Source organism: Erythrobacter sp. JB1-15, from assembly GCF_057365035.1.
This window is the reverse complement of sequence record NZ_CP200295.1, coordinates 1,955,733-1,970,609: the sequence shown is the minus strand read 5'-3', so window position 1 is coordinate 1,970,609 and position 14,877 is coordinate 1,955,733. Positions and strand designations below refer to the sequence as shown.

At 55.4% G+C, this 14,877-nt stretch carries 8 protein-coding genes; 7 read left to right on the top strand and 1 reads right to left on the bottom strand.

What is annotated here, in order from left to right:
• Positions 1–49 precede the first annotated feature (49 nt).
• Complete coding sequence (locus tag AC0V6L_RS09495; RefSeq protein ID WP_486154028.1) at positions 50–2,836, bottom strand: TonB-dependent receptor; 2,787 nt, start codon at positions 2,834–2,836, stop codon at positions 50–52.
• A 391-nt stretch (positions 2,837–3,227) separates the two neighbouring features.
• Between AC0V6L_RS09495 and AC0V6L_RS09490 the strand changes: the two genes are divergently transcribed.
• From AC0V6L_RS09490 to AC0V6L_RS09460, 7 genes are all read left to right on the top strand, one after another.
• Positions 3,228–3,944 carry a DUF6445 family protein gene (locus tag AC0V6L_RS09490; protein ID WP_486154027.1) on the top strand — a complete coding sequence of 239 codons (717 nt, stop codon included), beginning with the start codon at positions 3,228–3,230 and terminating at the stop codon, positions 3,942–3,944.
• The gene (locus tag AC0V6L_RS09485) at positions 3,941–5,446 is read left to right on the top strand and encodes a tryptophan halogenase family protein (RefSeq protein WP_486154026.1); all 1,506 of its coding nucleotides are present in this window, start codon (positions 3,941–3,943) and stop codon (positions 5,444–5,446) included. Before AC0V6L_RS09490 ends, AC0V6L_RS09485 begins: the two co-directional genes overlap by 4 nt.
• A gap of 339 nt (positions 5,447–5,785) precedes the next feature.
• Positions 5,786–7,984, top strand: a complete 2,199-nt coding sequence (locus AC0V6L_RS09480) for an autotransporter assembly complex protein TamA (protein ID WP_486154025.1) — start codon at positions 5,786–5,788, stop codon at positions 7,982–7,984.
• Entirely contained in the window at positions 7,984–12,195 is a 4,212-nt protein-coding gene (locus AC0V6L_RS09475; protein WP_486154024.1) for a translocation/assembly module TamB domain-containing protein, read from the top strand. Before AC0V6L_RS09480 ends, AC0V6L_RS09475 begins: the two co-directional genes overlap by 1 nt.
• Complete coding sequence (locus tag AC0V6L_RS09470) at positions 12,195–12,380, top strand: hypothetical protein (RefSeq protein WP_486150202.1); 186 nt, start codon at positions 12,195–12,197, stop codon at positions 12,378–12,380. Before AC0V6L_RS09475 ends, AC0V6L_RS09470 begins: the two co-directional genes overlap by 1 nt.
• A gap of 321 nt (positions 12,381–12,701) precedes the next feature.
• Entirely contained in the window at positions 12,702–13,799 is a 1,098-nt protein-coding gene (locus tag AC0V6L_RS09465; RefSeq protein ID WP_486154023.1) for a TonB-dependent receptor plug domain-containing protein, read from the top strand.
• Positions 13,748–14,872, top strand: a complete 1,125-nt coding sequence (locus AC0V6L_RS09460; RefSeq protein ID WP_486154022.1) for a TonB-dependent receptor domain-containing protein — start codon at positions 13,748–13,750, stop codon at positions 14,870–14,872. The genes AC0V6L_RS09465 and AC0V6L_RS09460 overlap by 52 nt, the downstream gene beginning before the upstream one ends.
• The last annotated feature ends 5 nt before the right edge of the window (positions 14,873–14,877 follow it).

Genomic DNA, 14,877 nt, shown 5'->3' with positions numbered 1-14,877 from the left:
CCGCCATCGCTGACGAGCCCCTTTCACGAGAGAGATGCGACCCTCAGGTTCAAAAGTTTTTGCGGAGCGTAAAGTTGAACGTCCGGCCATAAACTTCATGACGGCTAGGGAATGTACCAATCACATCACCACCTACGCCAAGCAGGTCGTTCTGAGTAACAAACGGTTCATTCGTGAGGTTGAACACTTCGATCAAGAGTCCCAGGCCCGATAGAGGACCGCTTTCATCCTGGAAGGTGTAGCCAATTTGCGCATCAAGGATGGTTTCGCTCTGAGCATCGGCACCATCAAGTCCGCCGGCGAAGTTTTGGACCTCTGAAAGGAACCCGCTACGATACCTTGCTGCCAGCTTTGCTCTAAACCCGCTTTTCTCGTAGAAAAGATCAGCAGACCACGTTGTGTCTGAATAGCCAGGGATCGGAATTGAGTCCCCGTTCTGGTTTTCGACCGATGCATCGGCATAAGTGATGCTGACGAAGCCGCCAAATCCATCAAGTGCATTGGTGACATCGCCAAAATCAACGCGAACCGTGCCTTCAACACCGGTGATTGTGCCGTCCGAAAAGTTCACCGGTCCGCTGAACACACCGTTGGCCAATTCCGGATTGGCTGTCACCAGACCATTGCCATCGAAATTGCCCAGATTGATTTCGCGCGTCAGGTCTCGCAATTCATTGAAATCAATGATCCAATTCGAGAGATCCTTGTGGAAACCCGCCACGATAATCGCAGTGCCTGGGGAGAAGTACTTTTCGAATGAGACATCGAATGATGTCGACTCAAATGGCTCCAATAGAGGGTTTCCGCCGCCCAAATTGAAGCAAACCACAGCCGGCGGATTAAACGCCAGCAGAGTATCTGGGATTTGGTCACCGTCAGTATCAGAACAGCTCAAATTGTTGAACGTGATGTTCTGGTTTGCCGCCAACTGATCGAGCCGTGAACGGGTGATCGTCTCAGCTGCTGCAAGGCGGATGAAAGTGTCTGGAGCCACTTCAAAGCTGAGGTTGGCGCTGGGAAGCCAATCGCCATAGGTAGTGCCGACTGTGTTCACCAATCCGCCGCTGATAGTGCCTGTCGATGACTGGTCGGTATAGGCATAGCGCAACCCGATATTGCCGCGCACAGGAATGCTGCCCAGATCACCATCGATATTGGCCTGCACATAGAAATTGTGAACGGTTTCGTTGACTTCCCATTCGGTGTCATCGGTCGCCCGTTCGAGCAGATATGTGCCATTGGTCAACAAATCAGCTGGGTCATAGGCGATGATATTCTGACCAAGGTCACCGGTATCGGTCGCGCCTACGATCAGATCGCCCGGAATGGCTGCTGACCCGTTCACAAAACCAGCACCTTGCCGGAGGAACGTGCCGTTATTGTCAAAATCTTTGGTGCGATCAGTGAACAACCAGCCCACGATCATGCTGTCGAGAAAGCCGCCGTCAAATTCCCACCCAAGTTCGGCGCGAAGTTGATGCAATTGATCATTGATGACGGGCTCACGCAGAAAGCCAACCTGGCCCCAACCACCTGGATCGGTCAGCAGAACATTGGCTGGATCGGTGTAGTCAATCAAACCGTCAATGCTGTATGTCCCGTCGCTTGGGAATGTGAAATTCAACGTATCCTGAGCGCCCGACCGTGCAGGGCCGGTGCCAGCATAGGATTCGTAATCGATATCCTCGCGGTCCAGGGTTGAGAAACCATAATCCAGAATGAAACTGAGATTGTCAGTCACATTGAAATCAAGATTGGCGCCAAGCGCGAAAATTTCAGTTTCATTGCCTTCAGTATCGGTCCGCAGGATTGGCACCACGGCGGAATAACTCGCACTGTCAGCAAATGGGCCCGCCCCTGTTGCACCTTCAAACTGCGCACCACTCCATGATGCAATTGGAGTTTCCGTCCCTCGGAAAATACCAGCATCGGTGGTTTCGGTGTAAAACGCGTCGAACATCAGTGAGAAGTCTTCGCTTGGCTCAAACTGCAAAGAACCAGCAACTGACGTCCGCTCAAATTCACGGCTCACCGCGCCCTGGCGTGGGTTGTCCGCAGGGTAAATGACACCATTTGCATCCCGCGCAACTTGGAATTGGTTGGTCTTCAATTCCCGTGAGATAAAATGCGTTGGGTTAGATTGGATCGTGGCGCCAATGGACCAGCCGACAGTACCGGCCTCGTTTTGATCGATGTAAGACCCAAAGAAACGGTAACCATCCTCGGGAAAGTCAGGATTGCGCGAACCGCTGTCGTTATAGACGTAAGTACCCGAAACACTCAGCTGAGTGTCGTTGAAATCGAGTGGACGAACCGTGCGCAGATCAACCGCCCCGGCAATACCAATAGCAGCCAGCTGCGCATCGCCAGTTTTGTAGACGACGCCCTGGCTGATGAGCTCAGAGGGGAATTGGTCGAATTCGATCCCGCGGTTATTGCCCGCTGAGACAATTTCACGGCCATTCAAGAGAGCAAGTGAGAAATCAGGGCCAAGGCCGCGAATGGAAACCTGTTGCGAACGGCCACGCACGCGCTGCGCGGTGACACCGGGCAAACGTGCCAAGGAATCGGCGATTGACAGATCGGGCAATTGGCCAAGATCTTCAGCTGAGATGACCTCAACGATTGACGTTGCATCCCGCTTTGTCTCGAGCGAATTTTGAATAGCACTGCGGATACCAGTGACAACAATCTGGTTGCCATCATCAGCCGCCTGCGGTGCGTTATCTGACTGCTCATCTTGAGCCACAGCAGGCGAAGCGCCCGCTACGAGCACAAGCCCAGTAGCAGCACTGCAAAGCAGGCGCGCATTGGCAGTGTGAAGCTTAAATCCCATTTCAAATCCTCCCCAAGGGCATCACGATCTTAGCGTGTTTGCATGTTTTTGCATAACGCATCAAACTTGATCCGTAAATCGGAAACTGCATTTGCACCAAAGATGAGTGAGAGATCATTTTTATGTTATTAATCAGCACTTTCAAATAAATCAGGTCCGGCTTTTGCGAAAACAATCCCCAACACCCTCAAAGATGTGGCCGCACTGCCACACTTTCCAGTTCAGCGTGGCAATTCTCGCGCGGCAAACCATCTGCAACACGGCACTATAAACTCTGAAATCCGACATTATTCATATATTTCAAATTCCTAGGCCTAACTGCTTTGCGCTTCAGTTCTGGTTTGTTAGGCTGCGTGGGCGGCGAACTCACAGGAAGGTCCAACATCTAAGAATGCAAAACTGGTCAATCTCGCTCGCGACTCTTCGGTCCGATTTGTTTCCTTCGAAAAATCATGATTTTATCGAAGTGCATGACCTCCTTGCCAATCCTGATGCCGTTGTTGATATCGCATCTTTGCAAAATTTTGCAGAGATCACGCCGCAATATCCTGGTCTCCGGTCGCAGCTTGACGAAATGGCGAGCACTGCATTGCTCAACCAACTCGCGCCGATGCTCGATGCGCAATTCGGAAAAGCAGCCCATGGGTGGGAGATGCAGGCTTGGTTTTCGCTGGTCACAACGCCCCCCTCAAGGCTTGTTCCCATGCAGTGCTTTCCGCACGTCGACGGCACTGATCCCCATCAAATCGCCATGATGCTTTACCTTGGTCGAACCGATCATGGCGGGACCGGGTTTTATCGCCACCTACCTACTGGTTTTGAAGCGCTAACAGCGGATAATTTCCCGCAATACAAAGCGACTTTGGAGAACGATGTCCGCGCCACCGGATTGCCGCCGCCAGCTTATGTCACCGACGGGGCCCCGCATTTTGAGCGAATTTATGCCAGTGATGGTGCATTCAATCAGGCAGTGTTCTATCGCGGTAACATGCTCCATTCCGGCCTTATCAATGAAAAAGCACCTCTTTCACCGGACCCCGTCGAAGGTCGCCTGACCATCAATGCATTTTTTCGGCCAAAGTCCGATCTCATCGTATCTAGGCCATGAAGAAACCTCTTGAAAAACTTGTCATTGTGGGCGGCGGCACTGCTGGGTGGATCGCCGCGGCAGCCTTTTCTCGCCTGCTTGGCAAGACACTTTCGATCGAATTGGTTGAATCCGACACGATCGGCACGGTTGGTGTGGGTGAAGCAACCATCCCGCAGATCATCCGGCTCAACACTATCCTTGGCCTAGATGAACATGATTTCGTGCGCCGCACCAATGGCACTTTCAAATTGGGCATTGAGTTTGTCGACTGGGGAAGCCTCGGATCGCGCTATCTGCACACCTTTGGCGACGCGGGCATGAGCCTCGCGAATGTCTCTTTCCATCATCATTGGAAACGCGGCAAACAGCTCGGTATTACCCAGGATCTATGGCACTATTCGCTCCATCAATGTGCGGCTGATAAGGCTAAATTTGGAAAGCTGGACCGTGTCGGTAATACCGCCATGACGGGCTTGGCCTATGCCTATCATTTCGACGCAAGCCTATATGCAACCTATCTGCGTGAATATTGCGAAAACCGCGGCGTCAAACGAACCGAAGGGATCGTACAGTCTATATCGCGCGACGGGGAAGACGGGGATCTGACCGCCATCACGCTCAGCAATGGCGATCGGATCGACGGCGATTTCTTTATCGATTGCACCGGGTTTCGCGCATTGCTGATCGGGCAGGAACTGGGTGTGGCATATCAAGACTGGTCGCATTGGCTCCCATGCAACCGCGCCCAAGCTGTTCCAAGCGAGCGGCTAGAAACATTAGTGCCCTACACTCGCGCCACTGCGAAATCTGCGGGATGGCAATGGCGCATTCCGCTGCAACATCGCACAGGCAATGGCCACGTATATTGCGCCGACTTTTTATCTGATGATGAGGCGAGTGAAACTCTTATCGCGGGTCTTGATACCAAGGCTCTGGCTGACCCCCGCCCTATTCGTTTTACCACAGGGCGCCGGTCGCAGTTTTGGTCGCACAATTGCGCTGCTATCGGATTATCGAGCGGGTTTCTGGAACCGTTGGAATCGACCAGCATTCACCTCATCCAATCTCAGATCAACCGCCTTATACAACTGTTTCCAAGCAGTCAGAACGCCGAGCGGGAACGCGCGGAATACAATCGCAGGTGCGCCCAAGAATTTGAGCAGATCCGCGATTTTCTCATTCTTCATTATAAGCAGACCACTCGTGAGGACACTGAATTTTGGCGTTATTGCAAGCATATGGATGTGCCAGAGAGCCTGACCCAGAAACAAGAATTGTTTGCATCATCTGGCCGGGTTGGCCGCGATGCTGATGACTTGTTCCGCGAAGCGAGCTGGGTGCAGGTAATGTTGGGGCAAGGCGTTACCCCGAAAGCTCACGATCCCATGGCGAACGGCCTGTCAGATGCGCAATTGCAGGAATTTTTGGACAGTGTACGTTCTTTGGTCGAACGCGCGACCAACGGCCTCCCCACTCACGAGGACTATCTGAAGACGCATTGCGCCGCTTCGGAGGCTTAGCGATGGTTCATAAAGGGCTCGCAGGAGTGCTTCTAAGTGACCGGCGATATAACGGGCTGATGTAACTGGTCGGCGCGCAAACCCGTCGGTCCATCGGTTTGACCGGAGTGATGCTGGAACACTTTCCCGCTCAAGTGTTTAATCATACAGGCACCGGTAGAGGAGCCCGCAAGCAATGGCGGGAACCTTTCGCTCTTTGGATCATGTGGAGTGATGTAACGCCTGGCCCGCAACGCAAGGCGTATTGATTAAAGCAAAATGGTATTTCGAGCGCAGCAATCTTTGGTTCTGTCGGGACATTCGCTCGTCTGGCTTGCACTTGGTGTGGCCTGGGCGCCATTGGCAGCACAAGATACGCAAATTGATGCTGAGATTGAGCCTGCTCCACCCACAGGCTCAGCTCTTCCCTCAATCGAACCCGTCATATCTGATGATGAATTTGCATCCGCGATCCCTGAACTCGATCTTGATGATCCCGCGCTTGATCAGGAGTTGGAATCGCTGGAGGATTTTGAGCGCCGCTTTGTCGCTGACGAGGCGGAAGACGGTCCTATCGACGAAACAGCGGCAACCGTTATCCTGCCCGAACTGGCAGATGGTGACCGCACAGAAGTGATCGCCGATGCGCCCATTCGCGATGCTGACCTAACCCGCCCGCTCACACCGCTCGATCAGTTTGAACTGGTGGAGGTTGAACTGGCCGACGCACCAAGAAGCGACACAGAACCCGCGCCAGAGCTCGCCTATACCTCGGCAATAACTGGCCTCGCGCAAGCCGATGAAGAGACCGAATTTGACCTGCGGGGCGAATTCGATCGGCTTTCCGCACTGGAAGACGGGGATGGCAAAGCTGCCAACCTCGCCATGATTAGAGCGCGGCTGACCGAGGATGGGGAATTGGTTCAGCGTCTGTTGAGGTCCGAGGGCTGGTATCAAAGCGAAGTCGCAACGCGGATCGAAAACACAACTGAAAGCGGCGAAACTGGAATTGTCGCAGCGCTCGACATTACGCCAGGCAAACGATTTACGCTGGCATCGATCAAGATTGAGGCTGAACCTACGGTCCCGGCCGGTTTGATTGCGAATAATTCTGCGCTTGAATTGGGCGAACCGATTATTGCATCGCGCATTCTGGCAAATGAAGCTCTAATCGCGACTGCTCTGCCTGAAAACGGTTATCCCTTTGCCGAACTGGGCCAGCGCGATGTGCTGCTCGATCCGATCACGGCAACCGGCGATTACACATTGCCAGTTGATATCGGACCACGCGCCAGAATTGGCGGTTTTGTCGCGCGCGGCGACACCGCTTTTGATGCTGATCATGTCGCGACCATTGCGCGGTTTGAACGCGGCGAATTGTTTGACAGCCGCGGTCTCGATGATCTGCGCAAAGCATTGGTTGCAACCGGCCTTTTTAACACCGTCGGTGTCGTGCCCGAACGCACGGGCGAGGATGCTGGCGATGGCACGGAGTATGTGACCATCGCCGTCGATCAGAATGCAGGACCACCGCGCACGCTGGCCGGCAGCTTTGGGTTTGGAACTGGTCAGGGTTTTCGCCTTGAAGGAAGCTGGACCCATCGCAATTTGTTCCCGCCCGAAGGCGCGCTGTCAGCCTCGGCTGTTGCAGGCACAAATGAGCAAGGCGCAGGGCTGAACTTTCGCCGCGCCAATGCAGGGCAGCGTGACCGGACCTTTGAAGTGGGCCTTAACGCGCTGCGCTCAGATTTTGATGCGTTCGAGGCGTTCACCGGGCGCATTGGTCTGCTTTATTCCTACGTCTCCACTCCGATCTGGCAGAAACGCTTTACCTATGCATTTGGCGCAGAAGCCATCGGAAGCGTCGAAGAGGCGTTTGATGCCGATCTGGGCGATATCGTGGATCAGACCTATTTTATCGGATCGATAACCGGGCAGGTCGGGTTTGACACATCCGATGATCTTTTAAACCCAACCAAAGGTTTCAGGGTCAGCGCATTGCTCCAACCTGAGGCATCTTTTGACAACGAATTCGTGCCCTATGTGCGCACCGTGATCGACAGCACCGCGTATTATCCGATCAATGAGAATTTCGTTCTTGCAGGCAGAGCGAAATTTGGCAGCATTACCGGTGCAGATCGCTCCGACATTGCTCCATCACGCAGGCTTTATGCAGGCGGCGGGGGATCGGTGCGCGGGTTCGGTTTCCAGCAATTGGGGCCAAATGTGCTGGTGCCCAATGACAATTTTGACCCCACTGATCCTGATGAAACCGCCGATGAATTCACCATCACTCCGATTGGCGGGCGCAGCGTGATCGAAGCCGCTGCCGAAGTGCGATATCGCTTTGGCGATTATGGAATTGTTGCCTTTGTCGATGCGGGTCAGGTTTACACAGACACTCTGCCGACATTTTCCGACATCCGTTTCGGCGCAGGAATTGGCGGCCGGTTCTATACCAATTTTGGTCCCTTGCGGCTGGATGTCGCAACTCCGATCAATCGGCGCGAGGGTGAAAGCCTGATCAATGTCTATGTCTCTATTGGGCAGGCATTTTGATGTCCGAGAGCGAGACAAAACAGAGCTGGTCATGGCTCAAACGCGTTATGGTTGGGGCAATCGCGGTGATCGCTGCGGTGATCCTGATCGCAGGCATCGCACTGATTGCGCTCAATTCGTCACCGGGACGCGATTTTGTCAAGGACCAGATTGAAGCGCTGGAATTTGAAAACGGTCTTGAGATCGGGATTGGCTCGCTCGAAGGCTCGCTTTACAGCGAACTCACCATTCGCGATCTGACCCTGTCCGATCCGCAGGGCGTGTTTGCCTCCGCCCCTGAAATCGCGCTCGATTGGAACCCCTTTGCCTTTATCGCAGGGCATATCGACATCACGGAGCTATCAGGTGAAACCGCCGTTCTCGCACGGCTCCCCGAATTTGCCGAGACACCGCCGAGTGATGCACCGCTGCTGCCCGATTACGACATCGATGTGGGACGGTTCGCAATTGATCAACTGACGGTTGAACGCGGTGTGACCGGCACCCAGCGGGTCGCTCAGCTATCAGGCAATGCGCATATCGAAGATGGGCACGCCGTGGTCAATTTTGACGCGGCCAGCATGGCCAGCGGCGATAGCGATGCGGCAGGTGACAGTCTTACTCTGGTGCTGGACGCAGTGCCCGAAGACAACATTTTGGACCTCGCTCTGTCAGTCAACGCCCCTGAAGACGGGGTGATCGCGGCTTTGGCGGGTTTGCCTGGCCCTTTGCAAGCAACACTGAAAGGCCAAGGCGATTGGACCAAATGGGAAGGTGATTTTTCGGCAGTGTTGGACGGGACCGATATCGCCGATATCGACCTCACAGCCCGCAATGGCACAGTTGGAGCACGCGGCGATATGCGATTGTCCGCATTTGCGCCTGAAGCGATGGCGCAATTGCTGGGAGATGCCACCAATCTCGATATTGAGGCAGCCTTGGATGAGCGCACTGCAAAAGTTGATGGGCGCGTATTCAGCGACGCGTTCAACCTTGCTGCCATCGGTCTCGTTGATCTGTCGCAAAATACTTTTGAGGATTTCCGGACGAACTTCGCGCTGCTGCAACCCGGCACAATCGCGCCCGACATTCGCGGATCAGGCCTGCGCGCGCAGCTAACGCTGGATGGGGAATTTTCGGCGCCTGCGGTGCAGTATGACATTGATGCAAACCGCATTGCGGCAAGCGGCATCGGGATTGAGGGGCTGAATGCAAGCGGCGCGGCAAACGTTGACGTCGCAAATATGACTATCCCGGTTTCCGCGCGCGTGACACGGATCACTGGCCTGGATACAGCCGCTGGAGGAACGTTAAGCGATATCGCTTTGACGGGCGATATCTTGATCGCATGGCCGCGGATTCTTTCTGACAATTTGCGACTGCAATCGAGCCGGATTGACGCGCAGGTCACCTTGCTGGCCGATGCCGAGGCGGGCCGATATGCAGGCGCGCTGGATGGCAAGATCGACAATTATCGGCTTGAAAGCGTAGGCTTGTTCGACATCACAAGCGATGTAGATCTTGAAGCGCGCAATACGGGCGAATACGCACTCGCAGGCTCTGTCAAAGCGCGATCGACACAGCTGACGAATGAAAGCGTTCGCGATTTTCTTGGCGGCAATCTGCGCGCATCCAGTGACGTGTCCTATGGCAGCGATGGCACCGCGCGTTTTTCCAATTTGCGGCTGACCGCGCCTTCCTTTGCCTTGCGCGATGGGCGCGGCAGTTATTCAACAGACGGCCAGATCAATCTCGTAGCAAGCGGGCTTTCCGATGATTACGGCCCGCTTGGCGTTCAATTGGCAGGGACTGTTACTCGCCCCACAGCGACAATCAAGGCGGCCCGGCCCGGACTTGGGATCGGCCTTGCTGACCTGACAGCCAAAATTCGCGGCAATAATGGCCGCTATGCAATCCTTGCGGATGCGGCCACCGATTACGGCCCGCTGCGCGCTGATATGATCGCCGATCTCAGCCGCGGTCCGATTACGTTTGCCATCAATGAAGGTGATTTGAGCGGCATCGGCTTCTCAGGCGAAATACGCCAAAGCGCAGCGGGGCCCTTCACCGGCGAACTGAACGCCAATGGGCGCGGCCTCGCGGGTCTGGTGCAATTGGGGGGCGAAGGCAAATTCCAGACCGCTGCGATTGCGCTGCGCTCTTCGGGCACCACTTTGCCCGGCCCTGCTCAATTGACCATTGGCCGCGGCATTATTGATGCCGATGTGGTGCTGTATGATCAGCCCCAAGTGGTCGCAGATATCCAGCTTGCCAATGCGAATTACTTTGGCACCACCATCGATAAGGTGCGCGCTCAGGTGAATTACAAGCAAGGAACGGGCACAGCCCAATTGCTAGCCTCTGGCGATAATGGCGCGCCGTTTCGCATTGCTGCCAACGCGCAGCTGGCCCCTGATCTGTGGCGCGCCGCCATGGATGGCAATGTGCGCGGCATTCCCTTCAAAACCGCCACCCCTGCCCGCATAATCCCGCGCACAAACAGCTATGATCTGCTGCCTACGCGGCTTAATATTGGCGCAGGCAGCGCGCAGATTGCAGGCGAATTTGGCGATACTGTCAAACTGCAAAGCCGGCTGAAGGATGTAGAGCTCAAGCTGCTCAATTCGATGTCGCCCGATCTCGGAATCGGCGGCAAGGCATCAGGCAGCCTCGATTTCGTTCAGGCAAGCGTGACCAGTTTCCCGCGCGCCGATGCACGGCTGCGGATCAGAGGGCTGACCCGGTCCACCGCGACATCGGTCAGTGAGCCCTTAAATGTGAATTTTGTCGGGCAATTGCAGGCAAGCGGCGGGGCGGGCCGCGCGGTCATTCGTCAGCGCGGGGCAGTGATTGGACGGCTGAATGCCAGCCTCACTCCCCTTCCCCCCGGTACAGGTTCATGGGTTGACCGATTGCTGGGCGCGCCCCTTGGTGGGGGCATTCGCTATAATGGCCCTGCCCAAGCGGTGTTCTCGCTCGCCGGACAGGACGATCAGGATTTAACTGGAGCGCTTGGCATAGCTGCTGATTTTTCCGGTCAGGTAGGCAAGCCTGCGCTCACAGGTATTATCCGCGGCAAAGGGCTCACCTATGAAAATCTTGTCTATGGCACTCGCTTGGCAGATATGACGTTTGCAGGGCGGTTTGATAGTGATGAATTGCTGATCGAACAGCTCGAAGCGGCCGCTGGCGATGGGACGGTGTCCGCTTCAGGGACCGTCAGCCTGGCTTCGGATCGCGGGTTTCCGATGGATATTGATGTCAAGCTGAACAATGCGCGTCTTGCCCGCAGCGATGCTCTGTCAGCCACTGCGACGGGTGATTTAACCTTCACGAAGCGCCAGGATGAAATGCCGATTTTGGCAGGAACGATCCGCCTACCCGAAGCGCGCTACACACTCGCCTATCCAGGATCTGCCGAAGTGCCCGAGCTAAGCGGCGTGCGCTTCAAACCACCGCCCGAAGATGGGAGCCCAAACGGAACACAGTCGCAGGTTGAGCTTGCAAACCTGCTCACCGAAATCCGGCTCAATCTGGAACTGGTGGCAGACGAAAAATTGTATGTGTCGGGCATGGGCCTAGAAAGCGAATGGAGCGCGAACCTGCGCATAACCGGAACTAATGGCGATCCGCGTATGGCTGGTGAAGTGGATCTGGTTCGAGGGACGCTGGGCTTTGCTGGCCGCTCTTTTGAACTCAATCAGGGAAGCATTCGTTTCAATGGCGGGCGCGAGGTTAACCCCACAATCGCGATGAATGCGAGCGAGCAGGTCGAAGAAGTCACGGTGAGTGTGGATGTATCGGGCCGGGCCTATTCTCCCCAAATCGCCTTCTCCAGCACGCCGGGACTTCCTCAGGATGAAATCATTTCGCGCATCCTATTTGGCAGCAGCGTTGCCAATCTGTCGGCCTTGCAGGCCGTTCAGCTGGCTGGATCGCTCAACGCGCTTCGCGGGGGAAGCGGCGGATTGAACCCGCTAGGCAAATTGCGCTCTGCCACGGGCGTGGACCGGCTGCGCATTCTTGGCTCTGACGAGGCGACGGGCCGCGGGACGGCGGTTGCTGCCGGGCAATACATCACTGATGATGTCTATATCGAGGTCATCACGGATGCGCGCGGATTTACCGCCACGCAGCTCGAAATCAGCCTCACGCCCGCTTTGTCCGTCCTCAGCCAAGCGGGCGGAACCATCGGCACCAATGTCAATCTGCGCTACAGGCGCGATTATTGATGCGGCCCGCCATTGTCCTTGGATGCCTGACCCTTGCAGCGCTGGCAGCGATCATATTTGGTGATGGCCCTCAAGGCTCGTTCGAGGACCGCTTCGCCAAGGCCGAGCGCGATATCGAAGCGATGGCCAAAAGCATCGAAGACGATTTGCCCCCGGAACCCCGGAATGCGCCGGCCGGTAAATAAGGCCTGACATTCTTTTCAGCTGAATTGTGAGTTGGCGCCTGCGCTCAGGCAATGCGCGCGGCGATTTGCTGTACGGTTGGCGGGGCGATTAGCGAGGCTATTGGTCGGGGCAATCAGCGATGCAGCCCACCCCTTGCCCTACAAGAATTGCGCAACGTTTTACCAAACCGGTTGACAAGAACCCCGCACCTCTCGATGCTAATGAGAGTGACTCGCATTTGCGATTCAACATGTAGGGGTTTTTTCTTGTTCATTCTCAAAAATCGAGCCGCGAGATTGTCGGCTTGTTCCTGTCTTGCGCTCAGTCTCACCAATCCTGCCGTGGCAGCAGAGAATGCTGAGGAAAATGAGCAGGACACCAAAACGATCACAGTGACCGCGACGCGCGCACCCGTGACAATTGCCGATGCTCCCGCAACGGTAACGGTTATCGATGCTGAACAAATCGCTGACGAGCTGGCGACAGACATCCGCGATGTCGTGCGATTTGAACCGGGCGTTACCGTGCGCCGGGCCCCTGCACGATTTGGCGCAGCGCTTGGATCAACGGGCCGTGCTGGCAATGAAGATTTCAATATTCGCGGCATTGGCGGCAATCGCGTGCTCATCCAGGTCGATGGCATTCGCACGCCGCAAGGTTTCAGCTTTGGCGCGCAAAGCGTGGGCCGCGACAGCTCAACCGACATCGGTCTGGTCAAATCGATCGAGATCCTGCGCGGGCCCGCATCTGCCTTTTACGGCAGCGATGGACTGGCAGGGGCCGTCAGTTTCACCACATCTGATCCAGTAGACCTGCTGGACGGCGCAGCATTTGGCGGTTTTGCACGTGCGCAATACAGCTCTGCCGATCAGGAGTTTGCCGAAACAATCGCTGTGGCTGGCTCTACCGGTCAGTTTTCCGCCATGCTGGCCTATTCGCGGCGTGATTTCGAAGAATTGGACAATCAGGGCACCAATGACGTCACAGGCCCGGATCGCACCACTCCCAATCCGCAGAATGGCAGCTCCAACGCCTTTCTTGGAAAGCTCGTGTGGGACAACGGCAATCACCGCCTGCGCCTGACCGGCGAATATCAGGAACGTGAGGTTTTTTCCGAAGTGCTAAGCGGCATTGGCCCTGTCTTTTTCGGCCCGTTTCCAGCCTGGAATGTCGACAATCTCACCGCGCTTGATTCAATTGAACGCACTCGGGTGTCTGGCGACTGGACTTGGGCGGCGGATAAGGCTGGCGCCGGCTTTCTCGACTACGCTCATCTTGCCGGGTATTGGCAAGATGGCAATGACCGGCAATTCGCCGATGAAGACCGCTCCCCCTATCGCCAACACCGCGCCCTGATCGCGAACGGATCAACACATTTGACAACCGCGTGTATGGGGCGGTTGCCGATTTCAGGTCCAGCTTCACCACAGGCAGTGTAAAACACACTGTTTCTTATGGCGCTGATATCAGTTTCACTCGCCAAGAAGGATTGCGCGACGGGGTCGTCCCGCCCTTTGGCGAAGTATTCCCCACGCGCGCCTTTCCAGCCACTGATTTCACGCTTGGAGGCGCATTTATCGGCAGCGCAATAGAATTCGCTAGCGGCGCATTCACGCTGTATCCTGCGGTTCGTTTCGACTTTTATGATCTCGACCCAACTGATGATCCGCTGTTGCCTACATTTGATGCGACAGGCCAAGACGGATCGCGCATTTCGCCCAAGGTCGGCGCAGTTGTGAAACTGGGCGGCGAAGTTCGGTTGTTCGCCAATTACGCGCAAGGGTTTCGCGCACCCACACCCAGCCAGGTGAACAATTTCTTCGAAAACCTCGCCTTTGGCTACACATCCGCGCCCAGTCCCGATCTGGAGCCTGAAACCAGCGGGAGCTTTGAAGCAGGCATCCGCTACAATGATGACAATGTCGATCTGTCGCTGACAGGCTTTATCGCTGGCTATGACAATTTTATCTCGCAAGAAGTGGTTGGCGGGACAGGGACTCCGTTTGATCCGAGCATCTTCCAATTCATCAATCTGGACGCGGTTGATGTCACAGGTGTCGAGGCGAAGGCAGACTATCAATCAGACAGCGGTTTTCGTGCGCGCTTCGCGATCGCCTATGCCGATGGCGAAGTTTCATCACCCAATCTTGCCGATGCCTCGCTTTCCACTATTGATCCTTTGAACGCGGTTATCGGCATCGGGTACCGCCATCCAGATCGCACATTCGGCGGCGAGTTGATCGGCACCTACAACGCTCAAAAGCCAGCCAATGAAACTCTCGGCGTATGCCAGGGCGATTGCTTCCGCCCGGATGAATTCTTCATTTTGGATGCCACCGCTTTTTACCGGGTGGGCGATACGATCACCCTGCGTGCAGGTCTCTTCAACATTTTGGGCAAAAGCTACAGCTATTGGAACGATGTGCGCGGCCTGACCACAGCGTCCACCATCACCGATGCTTTCACACAGCCGGGACGCAATTTCAGCGTCTCTCTAACCGCGAATTTCTAAGTAAG

What these genes read in the sequence shown, in the direction of transcription:
- AC0V6L_RS09495 (WP_486154028.1), bottom strand. Translation starts at nt 2,836, where the DNA reads ATGGGATTTAAGCTTCACACTGCCAATGCGCGCCTGCTTTGCAGTGCT.
- AC0V6L_RS09490 (WP_486154027.1), top strand. Translation starts at nt 3,228, where the DNA reads ATGCAAAACTGGTCAATCTCGCTCGCGACTCTTCGGTCCGATTTGTTT.
- AC0V6L_RS09485 (WP_486154026.1), top strand. Translation starts at nt 3,941, where the DNA reads ATGAAGAAACCTCTTGAAAAACTTGTCATTGTGGGCGGCGGCACTGCT.
- AC0V6L_RS09475 (WP_486154024.1), top strand. Translation starts at nt 7,984, where the DNA reads ATGTCCGAGAGCGAGACAAAACAGAGCTGGTCATGGCTCAAACGCGTT.
- AC0V6L_RS09470 (WP_486150202.1), top strand. Translation starts at nt 12,195, where the DNA reads ATGCGGCCCGCCATTGTCCTTGGATGCCTGACCCTTGCAGCGCTGGCA.